This is a genomic window from Paraburkholderia dipogonis, from assembly GCF_042680985.1.
Taxonomy (GTDB): Bacteria; Pseudomonadota; Gammaproteobacteria; order Burkholderiales; family Burkholderiaceae; genus Paraburkholderia; species Paraburkholderia phytofirmans.
In genome coordinates this window covers 70,758-91,477 of sequence record NZ_JBHUFR010000041.1, presented here as the reverse complement: position 1 = coordinate 91,477, position 20,720 = coordinate 70,758, and the positions used below count along the sequence as shown (strand labels likewise).

Here is a 20,720-nt window from a genome sequence, read left to right as displayed (position 1 = left end):
TCGTGATCAAGTCATCCGGCTTCCGTCCCGACAGCGGCGCGAGCATCGAACTTTGACTTTGACAATTGCCCTAGTTGACAGACGTATTTGACGAATATAGCATGATTGTAACCAAACCTAAATCAAGACCTCGGAGACAGCCTCATGACCATGAATCGAAGAAATTTCCTGATCGGCGCGGCAGGCGTCGGGTTGGCCTCAATCGTCAGGCCTGCCGCATCACAGCCCGATCCGATAAGGATCGGGGTTCCGACAGGGATCACGGGAAACTGGTCCGCGCTAGGCGCGCAGGTGCAGCGGGCTTGCAAGCTGTTTGAGAAAAGCACTAATGCCAAAGGGGGGATTGACGGGCGGCAGGTTCAATTTTTCTATGAGGACACCCAAGGCGACCCCGCTGCCTGCGTTCGCAAGACGACGGAACTTATCGAAGGACGCGGAGTTAAGTTGATTACGGGAATCATTTCAAGTGGCGAATCGTTGGCGGTCATGCCGCGACTCAACGACTGGAACGCGCTCTACGTCGCAACTATCAGTGGTGTGGGTTCTCTTACGGCCACCAACTTCGTACCAAATGCTTTCAGGACATGCACGTCAGGACCGATGCGCGCTCGCGCCATTTCGCTCTGGTTGGCAAAGTCACCCAAGAAGAAGTTTTTCACGATCGCACAGGACTATGCCTGGGGCAAGAGTAGCCTGGCCACGTTCGAAGGGCTTATTTCGCAACTCAATAAAGAGTCGGTCGGAAATGTCCTCACGCCGCTAGGTACAAAGGACTATTCCAGCTATATCACCAGAATCCGCGGTTCAAACCCAGATGTGCTCTATGTCGCTATGAGCGGCGACGACGCAACAGCATTCTTGAAACAGGCTGGGCAATACCGATTGTCGGATCGGATGCAGATCGTTACAGAGGTCCTCGACCTGCTAAACACGAGGCCGTTGGGCGACGCTGGCGTCGGATTGCACGGCGTGAGTCAATATAACTACGCGATCAACGCTCCTGCAAACGTGGAATTCGTTCGTATGTTCCGATCTGAATACAACGACATTCCTGATACTTGGGAAGGAGAGACCTGGCAGGGGCTCAATTTTCTTGCTGAAGCAATTCGTCGGGCGAAGTCTGTTGATCCGATCGCGGTGCGTACCGCCTTGAACGACTTAGAAATCGAGAGCGTTAAGGGGAAGGTAAAACTCAGAGGTTGTGATCACCAAGCGGAGCAGTCCGTATTTGTGGGTCGCTTGGACAAAAACTCAGACGTTCCATACCCCACGCCAAAAATCATCGAGACAATCCCTGCCAGAGCGGCTGTTCCAGCTTGCCGACGTGATACGTTTTAACGAGTACCTTAATCGAACACGCGTGTTTGCGTATTGACGTCGAAGGGGAGTTGCGATGAGTTCGTGGCAAATATGGCTTGAGTTGATTATCAACACTCTCGCGTTGGCTTCGTTATTAGGAATGCTCACAGTTGGGTTGACGTTGATTTTTGGAATCATGCGTATTATGAATTTCGCGCATGGCGCAATGTATATGTTTGGCGCATACGTCGGAATCTCAGCTGCTTACTGGTCGGACAACTTCTGGATAGGTCTGATCTTGGCTCCGCTGAGTGCAACCGCCGTAGGCGCGGCTTTCGAACGCTTTCTTCTCAGGCGTTTGTATGGGCGCGACCCAAGTAGTTTTCTGCTCGTAACGTTTGGACTCAGTTTAGTAATCACGGAGTTGATTCGCCAGATTTGGGGGTCGAACACGAGGGACGTCTCGCTACCGAACTTTTTGAACGGGGTGATTATAGTTTTCGATGAGCCATTTCCAATTTATCGTATCTTTCTGATTGCGGTTGGATTCACCGTTTTGGGGCTTCTCACATTTGTGATTCTGAGATCGCGCTTGGGGTTATTGATTCGTTCGATTTCTCAAAACGCTGACATGACGAACGCGTTGGGCATCAATGTGGACATCATTCGGACCCTTACCTTTGCGGTAGGATGTGGTTTCGCGGGTTTCGGAGGGTACTTGGCAGTGCCTCTCATTACGGGCTACATCGGAATGGGCAGCACAGCTATTATCGATTCATTCGTAATCGTCATGATCGGTGGGATGGGCAGCTTTGTCGGCTCAGCAGTAGGTAGCTTTCTCGTTGCGGGGACGCAAACCGTCGGAAACTTCTATTTCCCAGAACTTGCGCTGGCGTTGACTTACGTATTGATGATCGGCGTTCTTTTGTACCGACCGGGCGGTCTTTTTGGAGAGGCAGAGTGATGAAAATGACTGTACCCGTGGTCGCGCTGCTCGCTGCTGCGCCTTTTTTTCTGCCTGGTTTTCAGGTAACTCTCCTTACAGAGATTCTCATCTTTGCTCTATTCGCGATGAGCTTGGATGTCCAGTTCGGATACGGCCGAATGTTTTCCTTCGGTCACGTTCTACCGTATGGCGCTGGGGCCTATATCTACGCGTTCGCATCGTTGCACGGTTATTCGCTACCAGTTGCTCTGTCGGCCGCGTTCATTTTTGTTACTCTCCTGGCGGTGCCCCTTGGATGGTTATGCACGCGAGCTAGTGGGGTCGCGTATGCGATGCTGACAATGGCTTTTGCACAGCTAGGGTTTGCAATAGTATTTAAGTGGAACACGCTCACCGGCGGATCTGATGGATTGACGGGCTTTGCTCGTAACCCCGGCCCGTTTGGGCTGGATGCGTTTGTTTCACGTAATGGATTTTTTTGGCTGGTTCTTGCAGTTGTCGTCGTGATGCTTTTTGTCGCGAGGGGCTTTATTGGCTCCGCGATGGGGACGGCGATTGTAGCGGTACGAGAGAACGAGCGCCGCGCCAGCGCAATTGGATATGAACCGCGGCTGCTTCGTATTGTTGCATTCGTGATCTCGAACTCCATTGCCGGCATCGCCGGCGCTCTCCATGGCGCCTTTCTTCTCTTCGTATCACCGGATGTCCTCTACTGGGTTCTCTCCGGGCAAGTCATCATTGCGGTGATTCTGGGTGGGAGGGGGTCCCTTATAGGACCGACGATCGGCGCAGCGCTTATTGTCCTCGCGCATGAAGAACTGAGCGCGATTACATCGAGCTGGCCGTTGGTGATGGGGGCACTTTTCATCTTGGTAGTCACGGTGGCGCCCGACGGAATTTGGGGAATCAAGGCTTCAATTTCAGAGAGACTGTCGATTCGTAAGGCAACCCGCTTCGGAGCGAAAGATGCGACTTCTTGAATGTGTTGGACTCACAAAACGATGGGGCGCTCTCGCGGCTGTGGATGCGGTTGATCTCAATGTGGACGCTGGAGAGGTAGTTGCACTCATCGGACCGAACGGCGCCGGGAAAAGTACTGTTTTCAATTTGATCGCAGGGGCTCTCAGAAAAACTGCTGGATCGGTGACATTTTTGGGTGAAGTGGTCGATGAGTTATCTGACTTCGATCTGGCGCGAAGAGGGCTGAGCCGGACCTATCAAATCACTTCGCTTTTTCCAAAGCTCACCGTTCTTGAGAACGTACGCCTTGCCGTTCAGGCAAGAGAGTCAACTCGTTTAAATCCTGTGCCCTCGAAAACGTTACGGGCTACAACGAAAATTGAGGCGGAAGAATGGATCGAACGAGTCAGCTTGACAGAACAATCCTGGCGCCTTGCTGGTGTTCTTTCGCACGGCGATCAACGGCTCCTTGAGATCGCTTGTGCATTAGCGCTCAAACCAAAGCTATTGTTGTTGGATGAACCTACACAGGGAATGTCTGTAGAAGAGACTCGTTCGACCGTCCGCCTGTTAAAGACACTGCTAAACGACTCAAAAGTCGCCGTACTCCTGGTAGAGCACGACCTAGAAGTTGTGTTTGGCGTAGCGGACCGAATTGTTGTTTTAGAACAGGGCCGAAAGATCGCGGATGGGCCTCCGGAAAGCGTACGGGCCGACCCTGCGGTGCAACGTGCTTATCTGGGAGTAGCTCATGCTTAGGATCGAGGGGCTTGAAGCTGGTTACGGGTCGGGGAAGGTGCTTTTTGGTGTGGATTTTCAAGTCCCCAGAGGCGAAGTCACTGCGATCATTGGCCGGAACGGTGTCGGTAAAACGACGACGTTGAAATCCGTCGTGGGGTTGCTTCGCGCCTCGTCGGGCAAGATAAGCCTTGATTCGCAGGATCTGAGCCGGCGCTCAGTCCATGCCGTTGTTCGTGCAGGAATCGGATATGTCCCAGAAGGACGACAGATTTTTCCCGCCTTAACTGTGCTCGAAAATCTGCGAGTGGGACAACGGCGTGCACCCCGAACGTGGACTGAGGAGCGTGTCCTTGATCTTTTTCCAAACCTGCGCAGACGGATAAAGAATCGAGGCCATGCATTGTCCGGAGGTGAGCAGCAAATGCTCGCCATCGCCCGCGCTCTTGTGACCGATGTGAAGGTTCTGATGCTTGACGAGCCGACTCAGGGGTTGGCGCCCATGGTAGTGAAGCAAATTGGTGATGTGATCCAGCTACTAAAAGCGGAAAATGTGGCGATCCTTCTGGTTGAGCAGAATCTCAATCTTACGGAATCTGTATCAGATCGCATACTTGTGATGTCCAAGGGAAAAGTGGTAGAGACCCTTAGCATCGGACAATTTAAACTGGATGCTGATCGAGTTCACCACCAGTGGCTGACCATTTAGATGTACAAGTTCGAAAGAGCCGCTTATGGCTAGGAGATCAGGAATGATTGGGACAGTTGGGAATGCGCTGCTGGCGGACAAGGTTGCTTTGGTTACAGGTGCGGGACAGGGAATGGGACGCGAAATCGCCATCGGACTTGCCGAGGCCGGAGCCTCTGTCGTCGTTGCGGATGTCAATCCCGATACAGTAGCGTCGACTGCGAAAAATATTGTAGAAAGTGGGGGGATCGCCTGGGCAGTGCCATGGAACGTGGCAAATCGAGACGAGGCCACGCAGGTGGCGCAGCAGGTTAAACAACTCGCTGGAGACATCTCGATTCTCGTCAATAACGCTGGCATTCATCGACGCGGCTTGGTGGGCGACGAGAAGCACTTCGAGACGTGGCACGAGGTCATGGCGGTGAACGTCGACGGCCTGCTCTACGGGATTACCGCCTTTTTGGACCAACTCAAGAACACGGGCGGCAACATTATCAACCTTGCGTCGATACAGTCGTTTGCGGCCGCACCTAACGACACCACTGCTTATTCTACGAGCAAGGGCGCGGTAGCTATGCTTACCAAGTCGCTGGCAGTCGAATTTGCCAGATATGGCATCAGGGTGAATGCATTGGCACCAGGGTTCATTGAGACGCCGCAGACTGCTATTTCGCGCGCTAATCCTGATCGAATGGCCTTTGTGATGTCGCACACACCGATGAAGAGAGCGGGGCAGGCAAGTGAGATGGCCGGCCCAGCAGTCTTCTTGGCGTCACCCCTCGCTTCATTTGTGAATGGAGTCGTGCTCCCGGTCGACGGCGGCTTTCTCACCCTCTGAACACTCGTCTTTTACAGGAACCATTTTCATGTCAACCGAAAGCAAACTCGATGTCCTATCTCACGTTGGACAGGGGACGAAAATGGGGGCCTTGTTTCGCTCCGTGTGGCTGCCGGCGATCCTTTCGTCACAGCTTCCCGCCCCGAAATGCGCACCCGTCCGTTTGAAGTTGCTTGGAGAAGAGCTCGTCGCCTTCAGGAACGGTGCCGGTGAAGTCGGCATTGTGCAAGCGAACTGCGCGCACCGCTTGGCTCCGCTTTTCTATGGCCGCGTCGAGGACAAGGGGATCCGTTGCAGCTACCATGGCTGGTTGTACAACGAGGAAGGGCAGTGTCTCCAAATGCAGAACGAGGCTGATGCGTCGATTTGCAGCAAGGTCAAGATTAAGGCCTATAAAGCTGTAGAAAGGGCGGACATTGTCTGGGTTTATATGGGGGCAGATGATCCGCCAGAATTCCCGAAATTCCCGTGGATCGACCTGCCTAAGGCCCAGCGAAATGCAACCGTCTGGATTCAGGAATCGAATTGGCTGCAAGGAATTGAGGGGGAGTTGGACAGCTCTCATGTTTCGATCCTGCACACGAACCCGGAAACGATGGCCACGTCGCCGGTACATAGGCCCTATTCTGCCGTTGACCTTACTCCCAAGCTGTACGCGAAAGACACTCCGGTAGGTGTGCTCGCCGTCGCACGGCGAAACGCGGGCAACGAATACTATTGGCGTGTCGCGCAGTTCATGGTGCCGTCATTTAGTTCAATTCCCGCAGCCGATTTTCCTGTAGGTGGCCGCGCATTTATACCGATCGATGACTACAACACGTACACATGGGATTTCAACTATTATCTGAAGGGCGCGCTGCCAGAAGATTTTCTCGATTATGTCGGAAAGGGTTTGGCGTTCCCTCCGCAGAGTGAATATCGGCCGTATCGGTTGAACACTGGGACAATCGTCGACACATTCGTTCCTGTCCGAACCGCTGCAAACAACTACTTGATCAACCGCCAGGGTGCCAGTCACTCGAGTCCTTCGGGTATCCACGGTCTGAATGACCAGGACCGGGCCATGCAAGAGGGGATGCTGGCTACCCCGGAAAGCGATGGGCGTATCGTCGACAGGGACAAGGAGTTCCTAGTAGCGGCGGATATCGCAATCGTCCGCAGTCGTCGCCGGCTGATGAGGATCGTTGAATCGGAAGAGAGCCTCAATAAGTTTCGGGAGCTTATCAGGGACGGGTCTGCGTACGGGGTTGTGCCTCTCGACGTCCTTTCTGATGCTGATGAGCTTGACGACTTCCTGCAAAAGCATCAGGGCGAACTTTATTCTGGCGTTCAACCCGCTTGAATAGTAGATAGATTTCAGATTTTGGAAAATGTTATGGATTGGAAGCTTGTAACCTCTTGCAACAAGGTAACGCCCGATAGCCCCTTCGCCTACACAGAGGGTGATAAAAAGATCGCCCTCTATAAGGTCGATGAGTCTTATTACGCCACTGACAATGTATGTCCTCACGCGTACGCCTTGATGACGGACGGTTTTGTGGAGGGCGATCAGGTGGAGTGTCCGCTTCACGGCGCGATCTTCCATATCCCCACTGGGAAATGCTTGGGGCCGCCTGCCGATTCCGATCTGACGACTTACCCCGTGAAAGTCGTCGATGACAAGATTTACATCTTTATCTGAGCCTGATCATGATGCGGCTTAATGCAAATCGTTTTGTGATTGTTGGAGCCGGCCAGTCGGGCGGCTGGGCGGCCAAGACGTTGTGCGACAAGAACTTCTCAGGTGAGGTCATGTTGATCGGAGCTGAAGAGCACCCTCCGTACGAACGGCCGCCCCTGTCGAAAGGATTGCTCGTGGGCAGAATCCAGCCTAGTGCTTGTCACCTCTGGAAAGAAGAGCAACTTCGAGACGCTGGGGTGAATGTTCAAACAGGGCGCAATGTCGTTGCAATCGATCCGACAAACAAGTGCATTTCCCTGGCTGACGGAGGGTCGGTCAGTTACGATCGCTTGCTGCTTGCGACGGGCGCGCGGCCACGCCGTCTGGATATTCCAGGTTCCGATCTTGACGGCGTCCACTATTTGCGCACAATTGAGGATTCCTTAAACATTCAACGATCTGTCGAGAAAGATCTACCAGTCGTGATAGTTGGTGGCGGATGGATTGGTCTTGAGGTGGCGGCGAGTCTGCATTCTCAAGGAGCCGTCGTTACTGTTCTGGAAACGTCGGATCGGCTTTGCGGACGTTCTCTGCCACGGCCGCTCGGCGACTATTTTTTCGACCAACACATCAAGCGTGGAGTAAACGTGAGGCTCAATACACGCATCCAACGCTTTGATGGAGCCGAGCGAGTTGAAGGTGTTGTCCTGGCTGACGGAACGAAGATCCGTGCGTCGTTGGTCATTGTTGGCATCGGCGTTGTGCCCAACTCGGAACTAGCCTCAGACGCGGGATTGGCGGTCGATAACGGAATTCTCGTGGATGGCCGATGTGCAACGTCTGATCCCGATATTTTCGCGTGTGGTGACGTTGCTAATCAGCTATTCGAGGGAGGCCGGTTGCGGTTTGAGTCGTGGAAGAATGCGCAGGATCAAGGCATACAAGCGGCGAAGGCAATGCTTGATGAGGAAGTGGGATCGCGTGACTCTCCCTGGTTTTGGTCAGATCAATATGATATTAACTTCCAGATGCTCGGAATTCCGACGTTGCTCAGTCGCGTGTATCGGAAAGGCGACGTAAGTCAAGGAAGTTTCGCTGACTATTTTGTTGAAGGTGATCGACTAGTCGCAGTCGCGGCTGTGAATTGCCCTCGCGAATTGCGAGAGGCCAAGCGCGCGATACAAGGATTGCGACAATTCGATGTTGAGGGTCTGCGCGGATCCGCGATTTGCCTGGAATCACATTGAGGTCGTGCTAGTTTCAGTACTAAAAGGAACAACATGAGCAATGCTGCTGCTTTAGTTCTCGAGTCTCCCCGAAACATGAATCTCCGCCACTTTGTAATTCCGGAGATTGGCTCAGATGACGCGATTTTGAAGGTTGAGGCATGTGGGCTGTGTGGTACCGACTACGAACAGTGGCTGGGCCATCTCGGCGATTGGGGCGGCGGAATGCCAATCGTCCCCGGACACGAAATTATGGGCTACATTGATCGCATTGGACCCGGTGCAGCGAAACGATGGGGAGTACGAGAGGGTGATCGCGTCGCAGTGGAACCAATCGTTCCATGCGGACATTGCGCGGACTGCGTGGTCGGGGCTTACACGCGATGCCAATCGGATGTGGGCTACGGACTGTATCACGGTACGAAGGTAGCGCCTTCTTTGTGGGGAGGATATGCGACTCACGTGTATCTTCATCCACGAACCATGGTGCACAGGCTGCCTCAAGATATTCCGACCGATGTGATGAGCTTGGTAAATCCTTTGTCAAATGCGATCCGGTGGGTCTACGAGGTAGGCGGCGCGGCTTTGGGCAAAACTGTGATCATCGCAGGTCCAGGGCAACGTGGGTTATTGGCGGCATTTGCAGCTCGTAGAGCGGGCGCCGCTCGCGTAATCGTCACTGGTACAAGTGCTGACAAAGCGCGGCTTGACCTGGCCCTTCAACTCGGTGCAACGGATGTCTTGGAAACCGGTAGCGATCTCGTTGCCCGAGTGACCGAGTTGACGAACGGCGAGCTTGCGGACGTGGTGCTAGACGTTTCTTCCGGAGCGATGCAGCCGATTGTAGAAGGGGTCGATTTAGTCAAGCGTGGCGGCCGTATTGTACTTGCTGGCCTGAAAGGAAACCAACCTCTCAATGGACTTCCGATCGACAAAGTGGTGCTCAGAGAAATCCAACTACTCGGGGTGCTGAGCGCGGGATGGCAGTCGACGGAGCTGGCGATTGAGTTGATCAAGCAGGATGGACCGAAATTGGCGCCGCTTTGTACACATTCCTTTTCATTGAACGACGGTACTGCTGCCGTGCGAACTCTCGGTCGAGAACTTAGTGACGGTCGCGAAGCGATTCACATTACGCTGACCCCGGAGTGAACTATGTGCGGGAATTGCGTTCGATTGGCGTCATTTCGCATATTCACATCGATTTTTCCCGGTTCGGCGACGGCCGTTGATGGCGAGCGGGAGGACCCTTGCCATATCGTCGACGATGCGGCTTCAAGTCTTTTGAAGACGGGAACAGGGTCGGCCGATAATCTTCTGAACAGCGTTAAAGAGACGGTCCGTAGAAAAAGCAACTCCTTGTAGATCGGATCAGTCAAAGTCATACTGAGGCGGCGCGAGCAGGTAAAGTTGAAACGGCCCGAGTCCAACCTATCAGCTCGGGCTTTCCTCCGAAATCATTTCCCTTCTGGAAATCGAGATTGTGCGCCTAGTTGTGGCCATGCGATGGGTGCGGACGCTTGTTCAAGTCGCCGTTGCAGCGGTAGAGATTCGTCCCACTCCCGTGCAACAATCCGCATACCGCTATAACCATCAGAGGCGTTGTTGCACAGCCAAAGTAGGGGTGAGGACATCTGCTCAGGTTGAATCAGATCGCTTGGGTTGAGACCGCAGTCCATCGGCACCATCTGAGTCTTCACGGGGCCCCCAGGAACAAGAACGTTCACAGTAACTCCCGTACCTTCGAGGTCTTGATACATGATGCGGGAGGCTGCTTCGAGCGCAGCTTTACACGGGCCATAAGCGCCGATGCCCTGACGATACATTGTGTCCAAGCTGGTCGTGACGTTGACTATCCGACCCCAGCCTCGCTCAAACATTTGAGACACGAATACACGACTCAATAACTGAGGACCAAACACATTTATGCGTAGCATGGAGAGCCAGAGTTCGTCTGGCGTTGTCCAGAACTTCGGCTTCTCGCGCAGATAGGCAGGATTGTTGCGCTCTGGACCAATGGCTGCGTTGTTCACGAGCACGTCAACACTTGGAAAGTGTGCTTCGACTTCTTCCGCTAGATCCATTACGCAATCCCGATTAGCGACATCCATGTGCTTTGCAAGAACATGGCCGCCCTGAGAACGCATTTCCTCAGTGACCTCACCTAGAGCGCTCTTAGCGATGTCGACGAGCACCAGATTCGCCCCCGCAGCATTTAGGTGCCGTGTCAACGCAAGGCCGATGCCTTGAGCGGCGCCTGTGATAAGTACGGTCTTACCACGCAGAAATCGAGTCGTGTCTTTTGATTGAACGCACATAATTCACCCTCAGGGAATTCAACTGTTGGAGGTTCTTGCACTGAAACGTTTAGCGAGAAAATGCAGTACGCGCTCCTGCGCGAGCTTATGTGCCTCGGGATTGAAACGATCAGAGCGAAACCGATTGTAGAAAGCGTGTTGTGCGCTTGGATAAGTGAAAAACTCGTCACCCGGCCTCCGTCGCCGGTCGACGATCGCGGCGACGGAACTGATTGTCGACATTGGATTGTGGTTGTCATCCTCGCCGAAGTGAAACTGCACGGGACATTTGATACCGGTGATTTCAGGCTCCATCTTTTCTAGCCCGACGCCATACATGGACACCATCCCCGTCAGTTCCGTTGTCGCGGCTACTCGTACCGCCATGCGTCCGCCCAAGCAAAAGCCGAAAACCGAGGGTCGATGGTTCGAGGCAAGTGTCGTGTTGAGCCAGTCAACAGCGGCGACGATGTCCGAAGTCCCAACGCACTCGTCGAATCGGCCCGCGTACTCAACGGCCAACTGGCGCTGAACGGGACTCTCTCCGTTGCCGAGATCGAGCCCGCGTTGAAGACGCCAATAAATGTCTGGTACCGCTACAGCGTAGCCTTGCATCGATAAGTCATCGGCGATTGCGCGCATCGCGGGCGTGACGCCGAAAATCTCCTGGATCAATACGACGCCTCCAATAGGCACCCGGCCGGGGCGAGAAAAATACGCGCCCATATGCTCATGGCCGACTGGAATGAGAACGTCGCAAGCTGCATTGTTCATGACCTGATCCGATAAAAATTAGGTAGTTGACAAACGTAGTTGGCTGAGTCATCGTAGCATGTACCGAATTGTGGTGCAACGAAGGAGAAAGCAGACAGCCATGGATAAAAAACGGAATGCCCCCTTGGCGGGGGTCAAAGTCGTGGAGTTGACCGCAATGATCACGGGCCCCCTAGCTGGGACCTTGCTGGCGGACTTAGGAGCGGAAGTCATCAAGATCGAGAACCCGAACGAAGGCGACCCTTTTCGGGCGTTCCGTGGCGGAAACTACAGCCCGTATTTCTGTACTTACAACAGAAACAAGAAGGGCGTTACTCTGAATTTGAAGGGCGATCTTGGTCGCGGCGCGCTTCTGAAATTACTAGAGGGTGCTGATATCCTCATCGTGAACTTTCGCTCTGGCGTTATGGAGCGACTCGGCTTCGGCACCGACAAATTGCGTCAGATCAATCCGCGGTTGATCATATGTTCCATCACGGGCTTCGGGGAGTCTGGTCCATACGCAAGTCGACCGGCGTACGATGCTGTTGGCCAGGCACTGAGCGGCATTTCCAGTTTATTCCTAGGCGCTGACGCGCAAATAACGGGACCGTCAATCGCCGACAATCTAACCGGTATGTACGCGAGTTATGGGATTCTCGGCGCATTGTTCGATCGAACTCGGACGGGCGAGGGACGCACGATCCAGATCAACATGCTGGAATCGACGGTAGCTTTCATTAGCGATCCGTTCGCAAACTATTCCATGGCGGGTGTAAAGCCGGATCCGCTGATGCGTGTGCGCGCATCTCAGTCGTATGCGTTGCGTTGCTCGGACGGTTCTCTATTGGCTGTCCACATGTCCTCGCCACAGAAGTTTTGGCTTGGACTGCTATCAGCTTTAGAGCGCCACGACCTTGCATCGGATCCGCGGTTTAGCGAACGATCAAGTCGACTTGAGAATTATGAGGAATTGGCAATCGAGCTGAACAAGACTTCGCGAACGCGATCTCGGGATTACTGGATTTCCCGCCTTGTCGAATTCGATGTCCCGCACGCGCCGGTATTGACCCTCCCAGAAGTCATCGAGGATGCGCAGATTAGACATCTAGAGACATTCGTCGAGGTTGAGCATCCTGTTCATGGAAAGCAAACGATGATCCGACGTCCAGTGCTCTTCGATGGTGACCGCGTCGACCAGCCACTTAACCCTGCACCGGACCTGGGCGAACATTCGCGAGAGGTTCTCGCTGACCTCGGCTATACGAACGAGACAATTGACCTGATTCAACAGGGCAAATAGTGCCCCCTTAAACGCTTACACTTTCTGACTCTATACCAAGTATGCCTACTACTTCTATTGGGACTCATCCAAACGACACTGGTCGATTGCGCCTGCGGGGACACGATACCTTGTCTGAGATAGTTGGAGAGCTTTCATTCACTGAAGGCTTCTATCTTCTCGTCACTGGGCGACGCCCCTCGCCGGCTCAATCGAAATTGCTCGATGCGTCTCTTTTGATTCTCATGGATCACGGACTGACGCCTAGCGCGCTGGTAGCACGGCTCGTCTCAGACTCAAACCCTGACGACATCCAGATCCCGCTCGCTGCTGGCGCACTGATGATCGGTAATCGATTTGCGGGCACCATGGCAGGAGCAGGACGCATTCTTAGTGAGGGAATGGCATTCTCAGGGGAGAAATCCGAGTGGGCGCGCAGCGTTGTTCAAAAGTTCCAAGAAGCGAAACGACGGGTTCCCGGCTTCGGGCATCCAAATTATAAGGAAAAAGACCCTCGTGCTGCGCGTTTGTTCACGGTTGCAGACGCTGCCGGCGTGAAAGGCGACTACATCTCGTTGTTGAAACTCTTAAGTGAGGCCATCGATACCGCAGCAGGAAAGCCGATCACGCTCAACGTGACCGGGGCGCTTGCAGCAGTCCTTCATGAGATTGAGTTTCCTGTAGACGCAATGCGAGCGGTTGCTGTTGTCGGGCGCTGCGCAGGGCTCGTGGGACATGTTCTCGAGGAGCGGACAAATCCTCTTTCGCCTGAACTTTTCGCGTTTAGTGAATCTGTCGACTACCTTGAATGAAGTCTGAGTCGACGATGGGCGTGGCTCAATCCACGTCCGCACGATGAGTTCAAGAGGGCGTTACAGCTTGGCCCCCACATAAAACATTAAAATGGAGAGCGCGCTTTCGCGCTCTTCCGCTGACAACTGACTTACGAAATAATCGACGTGAAATTTCACGTTCTCGTCAATAGCATCCATCACTTCCCGCCCGTGCGGGGTCATAGCCACGTAAGTAACTCGCTGGTCCTGATCTCCTCGTCGGCGTATTACAAGGTCTTTCTCGACTAGAAGTGTAACGAGGCTAGACGAAAATGCGGCCGTGATATCAAGACGGCTTGCAATCTGATTTACTTGCAGCTCCATGCTGGGGCTGCCATATATCTGAATAAGTGCCTGATGCGCTAAAGGGTCAAGACCAAACTTCTTTGCTTGGTCTTCGACGATACGAAAAACCTTGCGTAGAACATACCGAGCCTCGGCAACGCCGATGAAGTACTCATGCTTGTCCTCTGTTGCCCGTGCTTTCAGCGCGGCATTGCCCTTGCGGCGGATCCGGGCCATGTCTAGCGGTTGATTCGCGACCGGAAGCAATTGCGTGAGTTCACGAGTTTTCGGATTGGAAAGCTTGAGTTTTGCTGTCATGCTCGGTCGGCTGAAAAATCGTACGTTCGATGGTGCAAATGGGAAGGTGTCATTGTTGTCCACGCCGATTTTATGCCATCGAAGTATGTTGGTCAACAACGTCATTTAACCAAGTTAAACAACGTTTGCACGAGATCAAGCGACGGACCGTCTGAGCATCTTCACCGGGAAAGCAGGCGCTCGAAAGGGCACGTCGGACCAGCAAACTTGTTGTGTTGCCCGTTCATTTTGTCAGAGCTTTTGCGGCTGGAGAAGGGATTTGTAAGCAGCTGACTTTTGACGGTGCAGCGCCCGGGCAACCATCGGCAGAGCGCGTGCTTAGGATAATACAGTTTGATGAACCGAGGCCCGAAGGTTCGGGCGAGTCAATCAACTGAATTCGAAACCGCCCACGGACATGCTCGGCTTTGGACGGCCGAACCACGCGCGGACGGCGTGGACTTGGCCAACTGAGCAACACTCGCCCATATGGACGGGTGATCTCAACGATCGAGACCAGGGTTGAATTTCAAGTCGTCGTCCGGAAGCGCCAGTGCGCGTTCGACAAGCTTGGTTGCGCGACCATAGTCGAAACTCCGGTTAACGTTCTGCTTAACCAAGAATGAGGCGCCGCCGTAGAATTTCTCGTACTGTTGATGACGATTGCCAAATTCTGAGCCGATGAAGTCCCAGGCCATGCGCATCAGCGCTACTCGCTCTTTCGCTGAAGCGGATGCCGAGCGATAGTACTTGCTGATGTCATCCGCTGTCTCACTATTTGAGAAATCCTGCAGCGACGAAGGCAGTGTGATCATCCCAGCTCCGGACAGCTCGCGGATAATTTCGATCATTCGCGAGTTCAGTTCTGATTGAAGAGCCATCACCGAGTACAAAGCAGTTCGAGACGGCCAAAGCACGCCGTTTTCGTCAGTTTCAGCGGCAACTTCTTGCGCAAGTAGCGCACTTTCGACCAAGGAAACCAGAGACGTCAATTCTCCCATTTGGGTCTGGACCGCGGGATTGGAATCGTTCCCGGTCAACTCGTTCATCCTTTTCGCGAGTCCGGTCATAAAGCGCAGCTTGGTGGTATATCGCGCCTGGGCCTGGAGATTGCCGTACATGTGCGCCGGAGTCTTCCACCATTGGTCTCGAGTCACTTGGAGATTTCGGTAGATGAAAACATGCTCCCAGGGCACAAAAACATTGTCCAAAACGACAAAGCAGTCGGATTCGTCAAATCGACTGGACAACGGATAGTCAAAGGAGTTTTGTGCTTGAGCACCAAAAGGACGCCGCGGATACAACTTCACACCGGGAGCATTGACGGGAACCGCGACCCCGAAAGCATAGTTCTCATCGCCCGGCTGCAGAGGGTGGATACTGCTGATGTAGATGTAGTCTGAATAGACCCCCGCGGTTGCTAGTTGTTGGGCGCCTTTAAGTACGATCCCGTCGTCGCGCTCCTTGACCACGCCGGCATACAAAGAGGGGTCGCTTTGTTGGTGAGCCGGCTTGCTGCGATCGATTTGAGGCGGGACGATCGCATATGTCACGTAGAGATGATTCTCTCGAAGGTGCTCGTAGAAATTAACCACGTTGTCTGCAAACTGCTGGCCACCGGCTGCGAACACGCTGGGCACGGCTGCATAGCCGCAAAAAAAACCTGCTACGTGATCGGGTGAGCGACCCATGAGCCCGAACGTCGATTCAGACCACATCTCGGCGGCTAGACGTCGCGCTTTCAAGTCCTCGCCCGTGCGCGGGATCTGGAACCCACGCAAAACCGGGTTACCTGTTGTGGGAGACGTGTAGGTCATCGTCTCGCGATTCTCCGGCGCAGCTGCGATGTCGTATAGATTGGCGAGCGATCGAGCTGCCCGTGCGAATGCGCGATGACTGGTGACGTCGGTGACCCGCTCTCCATCTGCATAAATCTGTCGACCATCGCGCAGCGCGCTCAAATATTGTTCACCTGTGCGCAAGTTTGCGTTCAGCACTTTCGGCTCCTTAGTAAAACGACTGATGCCGCCTGTTCCGGTCGGCTCTCAACGACATACACGCCGCCGCAAGCGGTCGGCTTCCCAGGCTCCAGTCGGCAACGCCTGCAGTCTCTATTGACGACTGATATTTATCGTTGCATACTAAGCCATATATGTATGCTAACTGAGGTAGTTGAAATACGCAATGGATTGTTTTCAATACCGGAAAGGAAGCGTACAGAGGCCGATGGCCGCGCGGTGTTGGCGCCGGCCCCGGCTTGTTTCGCCACTAGAAGGGAGCAAAAAGATGAGCGAAGGAAGGCAGATGCTTCAGTTCAACACACCCGATGGCGACGAGCGAGGAGGGGTGGAATGCGGCGCCCGGGACTTGATCATCGCCGGATGGACTGGACGCGATAAGGTCGCAATGGAAGCCCACATCATCGAATTGGAGAAGTTGGGTGTCCGAAGACCAGAAAAGACTCCAATCTTTTATCGCGGTGCCAGTACCTTGCTGACGCAGAACAAGGAGGTTGAAATTGTAGGCGCAGACGCGAGTGGCGAAGTTGAGCCAGTGATTTTCTCGACCACGCAGGGAATCTTCCTGGGGCTCGGTTCAGACCACACTGACCGCAAGGTGGAAACAGTCGGAATAGCCATTTCAAAGCAGTTGTGCGCTAAGCCGGTGTCCCACGAAATTTGGAAGCTCGATCGGATCGCGGACCATTGGGATCAACTCGTCATTCGCTCTTGGATCTCCCGAGGCGGTGAGCGCCGAAAATATCAGGAAGGGACACTTGCGAAGATGCGCCATCCAGCGGACCTTCTAAGACTATATGGCGGGGAGTCCTATGAGCCGCCCGAGGGTACGGTGATGTTTTGCGGAACTCTTGCTGTGTGTGGGGAGATCGAGTCCGCTGATCTCTTCGAAATGGAACTCGAGGACCCGGTTCTTGGCCGGAAAATTCAACATCATTACCGCGTTATTGAATTGCCCGTTGCAGGCTAAAGGAGAACGTCATGCCGATGAACAAACCCCACTTGGAATTTCACGCGCTCGATATGAATGAGGGATGGAAGACTCCGCCCGGATATCCCTCAGGTATCAAGCAGAAGATCCTCGCTAGCGATATCGATGAGAAGACCAAAATGGGAAGTCGTACGCGATTGCTTCGCTTCGAGCCTGGCGTTTTCACAACGAAGCCATTCGTTCATGATCATTGGGAGGAAGTGTATCTGGTGAGCGGTGAACTTACCGTTGGGAATGATGAGAACGGTGAGGGTGGTGAAACGTTTCCCGCTCCCACGTATGCGTGTCGTCCTCCCGGCGCGTTTCATGGCCCTTTCCGATCGGACACCGGCTGCATCTTGTACGAAATTCACTACTACGACGAGAGTGGAAGATAAGGAGCGACGTATGCCGATGAAACTTGCGGTCCCTGATCTCATTTCGAACTCGTATTTTCCAGTTGAAGCTGCTGTAAAACTGGGCTTCTTTAAAGATGAAGGGCTCGACGTTGAACTTGAATTGATCTTTCCTGTCGACAAGGCTTACGCGGCTTTGCGAGATGGCGTGGTTGATTTCGTCGGCGGGTCGGCACATTCCGCGTTGGCAGCATTTCCTGAGTGGAAAGGCGTTAAGCTCCTTTGCGCACAGGGCCAAGGAATGTATTGGTTCTTGGTTATGCGCTCTGATCTGGTCACCGTGCCGGGCGATGTCAACGTCGTGAAGGGCCGGAAGATCGGTGCGGCGCCTTGGGTAGAAATGGGCTTGCGTCAGTTGCTCGGAATGAGCGACATCGATATTGAACGGGATAATGTTCAGATTGCGCCCGTTCCGGGCGCGAACGCCGGGAACGTCAACTTCGGCGTAACTGCGGCAAAAGCTCTTGAAGAAGGGAAGATCGACGGGTTCTGGGCCAACGGAATGGGCGCGGAGACTGCGGTCCGGGGAGGCGTTGGGACCGTTGTCGTGGATGTACGTCGAGGCGGCGGGCCATCTGACGCATTCAATTTCACGATGGCCTCGCTTGCGACGACCGATCAATTGATAAGTCGATCGCCGGAAGTCGCAGCGGCGGCCGTCCGTGCCGTGGTCCGGACGCACAAGGCATTGAAGAATGACATAACTTTAGCGTCAAAAGTTGGTGGACTCATGTTTCCGCCGAACGAGGCCGCTTTGATCGAGACATTGATTGCACGGGATGTGCCCTACTACGACGCCTCCATCTCAAAGTCTTTTATTGAGGGAATGAATCAGTTTTCGAGGAATATCGGGATACTAAAAGGAAACCCTACTTACGAAGACATAGTCGCAGAGCAGTTTAGTGATTTGTGGCAGCGGTGAACGCGAAGGATGACACTATGTCGATTGACCCGAAAGAGTTTCGTATCGCGTTAGGTCAGTTTCCAACGGGAGTCGCAATTGTGACCGCTATCGTGGAAGGGCAACGACTGGGTTCCACCATCAGCTCGTTCAACTCAGTCTCACTCGAGCCGCCCCTCGTGCTGTTCAGCCTTATTAAGGGGTCGCTTGGGTTTTCACAATGGAAAGCCGCCGCCGCATTTTGCATCGCTGTCTTGGGCGAGTCACAGCGGGACCTGTCGAATCGCTTCGCCAAAGCCGGCTCCGACAAATGGGCTGGAATCGAACCGAGGTTTGCGGAAAATGGCGCGCCAATGGTTCCTGACGCGATCGTTTACTTCGAATGCGAGCCGTATGGTATTCACGACGGTGGAGATCATGAGATCTTTGTATCAAGGGTCACTCGCTTTCATGTAACTGAGAAGCCGGAGTGCTCATTGATTTTCTACTCGGGGAAGTATCGACAACTGAACGACCCAGAGCGGATCTCAAGTCCTCCGGTGAGTGATCCATGGCTGCACGGTTGGTAATCAGCTGATTGAGACCTCGCATAGGGGAGCGTCCCGCGACATCCCTTTTATAAAGTAGATCTTTTTGAGTTTTCGTATCCTATGAAATTCAGTGAACCTGGGAAACCAAACCGCTTATCTAAACGCCATGCCGTCGAGCAGTCGCTCGCTCGGATTCGCGATCCTGCTGGTCAAGGTCAATTGGTCTTTACGAGAGTGTATGACGAGCCGGCGTTGTCGGCTGCCGAGGCCGCCGACACGATGTCAAGGCAGGGAATTGAGCGGACGGCAATTGTTGGTGTTGCTGTTTCTATCAAGGATCTGTTTGATGTCAGGGGTGTACCCACGTGGGCCGGTTCGCACGAAATGTGGAACGACCAGATGGCTGACTTCGACGCGATCGTGATGCCCACCGTTCCTGCCAATACGCCGAAACTCACCGAGCTAGCGGCTGACGATGAGTACGGGCGAATGAATCTACTAATGTTGCGAAATCCCACAGTCATAAGCGCGCTGGACGGGCGCGCGCTCACCATTCCCTGTCACGAACACGGAGGAGCGCCTGTGGGTCTCACGATAGCCTGCGCCGGGGGGCTAGATTGGAACTTTCTTAGTATCGCCGCGACCATCGAGAATATATTTCTCGCCTAGTGGGTCATCGCAGGCACGTAGATGAGGGCGCAAGGATGAAAAATTTGATCGAGTGGAAGGCGGAATCGGCGTATCCGCAAGCAACGATTCCAGGATTGGGACTCGCCCATTTCGGAGAAAAATTGTTCTCAACCTCCAACGCACGAATGTCAGTTACTTGCGGTTTCGAGGTCGGACGGCCGGCAGCAGGACTACTAGAGGAAGTCGTCGCCGGCGATATTCAAGTGGCGGATCTCTACGGCGGGGCGCTGAGCAGCGTGGATCCGGTTTTCGGCCTGGGTTCGCTGCCATTCTTGGCTGCCACTCGAGATGACTCAATAGAACTATTGTCCCTAGCGAGAGATTTATTCAAGACGAAGTTTCACAGCATGGGAGCGCGATTGTTGTACGTTTCTCCCTGGCCTCCGACCGGTCTGTGGTCGACGAAAGACATACGTGTTATCGGGGATTTTCAGTCTTTGCGTGTAAGGACCTATGACGAAACATCGGCGACATTGGTCAATGGAGCCGGGGGAGAAGCCGTGCACCTCCCCATCGGAGATGCGATCGTGGGCATTGAGAAGCGGAGTGTTGATGCCATCCTGTCATCGGGCGACGGCGAAGCCGGGAGACAATTCAGAAAATTCCTTCCCTTCTTTTTCGACATTCGGTATGCAACACCTTGGTCGTTTCTTGTAGTCAATAGCGCGAGCTACGAGGCATTGACCCCGGAAATGCAAATGAAAGTGGACCTGACATCTGCGGAAACTGAACGCGCGATGTGGATGCTGCTGGAAGAACGTATGAACGCCAATCGAATTGGAATGCTCACCCACGGCGTGCGGATCAGGAGCGCTCTTCCTTCGGCAGTCGGAGACATGCTCTTAGAACATGCACGGATCGAAGTCGCAGCATGGAGGTCACGAGTCGGCGGGACGGCAGATGCAGTGTTGAGTACATATCTGGAGCGTTGACGCGTACTAGCTGGCGACCCATTAAAAAGCATTCGTTCCGTCGGTTCAGTGGTGGATGGAGGGTCGGGGCGGTTTAGAAAGCAAAAATTTGATGCATTCGCGCGAGGTTGTTGAATTTCAAAGAAGTAACAGTCGTTCGACATTAAAGTTAGTATAACTAC

At 53.7% G+C, this 20,720-nt stretch carries 22 protein-coding genes; 18 read left to right on the top strand and 4 right to left on the bottom strand.

Annotation, left to right across the window (positions count from 1 at the left end):
- Positions 1–144: 144 nt before the first annotated feature.
- The 10 genes from ACFSNN_RS38495 to ACFSNN_RS38450 are packed head-to-tail and all read left to right on the top strand — an operon-like array spanning position 145 to position 9,507.
- A complete protein-coding gene (locus ACFSNN_RS38495; protein ID WP_134466319.1) occupies positions 145–1,338 on the top strand; it encodes an ABC transporter substrate-binding protein in 1,194 nt (397 codons plus the stop codon).
- Positions 1,339–1,393: 55 nt separating this feature from the next.
- On the top strand, positions 1,394–2,263 hold the full coding sequence (locus ACFSNN_RS38490; RefSeq protein WP_134466320.1) for a branched-chain amino acid ABC transporter permease: 870 nt from the start codon (positions 1,394–1,396) through the stop codon (positions 2,261–2,263).
- Positions 2,263–3,225, top strand: a complete 963-nt coding sequence (locus ACFSNN_RS38485; RefSeq protein ID WP_134466321.1) for a branched-chain amino acid ABC transporter permease — start codon at positions 2,263–2,265, stop codon at positions 3,223–3,225. The genes ACFSNN_RS38490 and ACFSNN_RS38485 overlap by 1 nt, the downstream gene beginning before the upstream one ends.
- Complete coding sequence (locus tag ACFSNN_RS38480) at positions 3,212–3,964, top strand: ABC transporter ATP-binding protein (protein ID WP_134466322.1); 753 nt, start codon at positions 3,212–3,214, stop codon at positions 3,962–3,964. The genes ACFSNN_RS38485 and ACFSNN_RS38480 overlap by 14 nt, the downstream gene beginning before the upstream one ends.
- Positions 3,957–4,652, top strand: coding sequence for an ABC transporter ATP-binding protein (locus ACFSNN_RS38475; protein WP_134466323.1), 696 nt, complete (start codon positions 3,957–3,959; stop codon positions 4,650–4,652). Before ACFSNN_RS38480 ends, ACFSNN_RS38475 begins: the two co-directional genes overlap by 8 nt.
- A gap of 43 nt (positions 4,653–4,695) precedes the next feature.
- Complete coding sequence (locus ACFSNN_RS38470; RefSeq protein ID WP_134466324.1) at positions 4,696–5,469, top strand: SDR family NAD(P)-dependent oxidoreductase; 774 nt, start codon at positions 4,696–4,698, stop codon at positions 5,467–5,469.
- 28 nt (positions 5,470–5,497) lie between these two features.
- Positions 5,498–6,811: a Rieske 2Fe-2S domain-containing protein gene (locus ACFSNN_RS38465; protein ID WP_134466325.1), complete on the top strand. Its 1,314-nt coding sequence runs from the start codon at positions 5,498–5,500 to the stop codon at positions 6,809–6,811.
- Positions 6,812–6,844: 33 nt separating this feature from the next.
- Positions 6,845–7,150: a non-heme iron oxygenase ferredoxin subunit gene (locus ACFSNN_RS38460; RefSeq protein WP_134466326.1), complete on the top strand. Its 306-nt coding sequence runs from the start codon at positions 6,845–6,847 to the stop codon at positions 7,148–7,150.
- Positions 7,151–7,158: 8 nt separating this feature from the next.
- Positions 7,159–8,376 carry an NAD(P)/FAD-dependent oxidoreductase gene (locus ACFSNN_RS38455; protein ID WP_134466327.1) on the top strand — a complete coding sequence of 406 codons (1,218 nt, stop codon included), beginning with the start codon at positions 7,159–7,161 and terminating at the stop codon, positions 8,374–8,376.
- A 33-nt stretch (positions 8,377–8,409) separates the two neighbouring features.
- A complete protein-coding gene (locus ACFSNN_RS38450; RefSeq protein WP_134466328.1) occupies positions 8,410–9,507 on the top strand; it encodes a zinc-dependent alcohol dehydrogenase in 1,098 nt (365 codons plus the stop codon).
- A gap of 305 nt (positions 9,508–9,812) precedes the next feature.
- On the opposite strand, the gene ACFSNN_RS38445 is transcribed toward ACFSNN_RS38450, so the two are convergent.
- Together ACFSNN_RS38445 and ACFSNN_RS38440 are read right to left on the bottom strand one after the other, a co-directional pair.
- Positions 9,813–10,673, bottom strand: coding sequence for an SDR family NAD(P)-dependent oxidoreductase (locus ACFSNN_RS38445; RefSeq protein ID WP_134466329.1), 861 nt, complete (start codon positions 10,671–10,673; stop codon positions 9,813–9,815).
- Between the two features lie 18 nt (positions 10,674–10,691).
- Positions 10,692–11,426 carry a dienelactone hydrolase family protein gene (locus ACFSNN_RS38440; RefSeq protein ID WP_134466330.1) on the bottom strand — a complete coding sequence of 245 codons (735 nt, stop codon included), beginning with the start codon at positions 11,424–11,426 and terminating at the stop codon, positions 10,692–10,694.
- A 100-nt stretch (positions 11,427–11,526) separates the two neighbouring features.
- On the opposite strand from ACFSNN_RS38440, the gene ACFSNN_RS38435 reads away from it, so the two are divergent.
- Together ACFSNN_RS38435 and ACFSNN_RS38430 are read left to right on the top strand one after the other, a co-directional pair.
- Positions 11,527–12,708, top strand: coding sequence for a CaiB/BaiF CoA transferase family protein (locus ACFSNN_RS38435; RefSeq protein WP_134466331.1), 1,182 nt, complete (start codon positions 11,527–11,529; stop codon positions 12,706–12,708).
- A gap of 41 nt (positions 12,709–12,749) precedes the next feature.
- Complete coding sequence (locus ACFSNN_RS38430) at positions 12,750–13,499, top strand: citryl-CoA lyase (RefSeq protein ID WP_134466332.1); 750 nt, start codon at positions 12,750–12,752, stop codon at positions 13,497–13,499.
- Positions 13,500–13,559: 60 nt separating this feature from the next.
- On the opposite strand, the gene ACFSNN_RS38425 is transcribed toward ACFSNN_RS38430, so the two are convergent.
- Together ACFSNN_RS38425 and ACFSNN_RS38420 are read right to left on the bottom strand one after the other, a co-directional pair.
- Positions 13,560–14,123, bottom strand: a complete 564-nt coding sequence (locus tag ACFSNN_RS38425) for a MarR family winged helix-turn-helix transcriptional regulator (RefSeq protein WP_134466333.1) — start codon at positions 14,121–14,123, stop codon at positions 13,560–13,562.
- 482 nt (positions 14,124–14,605) lie between these two features.
- Positions 14,606–16,099, bottom strand: coding sequence for a 4-hydroxyphenylacetate 3-hydroxylase family protein (locus ACFSNN_RS38420; RefSeq protein WP_166799457.1), 1,494 nt, complete (start codon positions 16,097–16,099; stop codon positions 14,606–14,608).
- A 307-nt stretch (positions 16,100–16,406) separates the two neighbouring features.
- On the opposite strand from ACFSNN_RS38420, the gene ACFSNN_RS38415 reads away from it, so the two are divergent.
- From ACFSNN_RS38415 to dctP, 6 genes are all read left to right on the top strand, one after another.
- Positions 16,407–17,090, top strand: a complete 684-nt coding sequence (locus ACFSNN_RS38415) for a DUF2848 domain-containing protein (protein WP_134466462.1) — start codon at positions 16,407–16,409, stop codon at positions 17,088–17,090.
- Between the two features lie 11 nt (positions 17,091–17,101).
- Positions 17,102–17,488 (top strand): cupin domain-containing protein, encoded by a 387-nt coding sequence (locus tag ACFSNN_RS38410; protein WP_134466335.1) that lies wholly within the window; start codon positions 17,102–17,104, stop codon positions 17,486–17,488.
- Positions 17,489–17,498: 10 nt separating this feature from the next.
- A complete protein-coding gene (locus tag ACFSNN_RS38405; RefSeq protein WP_134466336.1) occupies positions 17,499–18,428 on the top strand; it encodes an ABC transporter substrate-binding protein in 930 nt (309 codons plus the stop codon).
- Between the two features lie 17 nt (positions 18,429–18,445).
- Positions 18,446–18,976 (top strand): flavin reductase family protein, encoded by a 531-nt coding sequence (locus tag ACFSNN_RS38400; RefSeq protein WP_244323254.1) that lies wholly within the window; start codon positions 18,446–18,448, stop codon positions 18,974–18,976.
- A gap of 81 nt (positions 18,977–19,057) precedes the next feature.
- Complete coding sequence (locus tag ACFSNN_RS38395; protein WP_134466337.1) at positions 19,058–19,606, top strand: amidase family protein; 549 nt, start codon at positions 19,058–19,060, stop codon at positions 19,604–19,606.
- 35 nt (positions 19,607–19,641) lie between these two features.
- Positions 19,642–20,559 carry a TRAP transporter substrate-binding protein DctP gene (gene dctP / locus ACFSNN_RS38390; RefSeq protein ID WP_134466338.1) on the top strand — a complete coding sequence of 306 codons (918 nt, stop codon included), beginning with the start codon at positions 19,642–19,644 and terminating at the stop codon, positions 20,557–20,559.
- Positions 20,560–20,720: the final 161 nt, after the last annotated feature.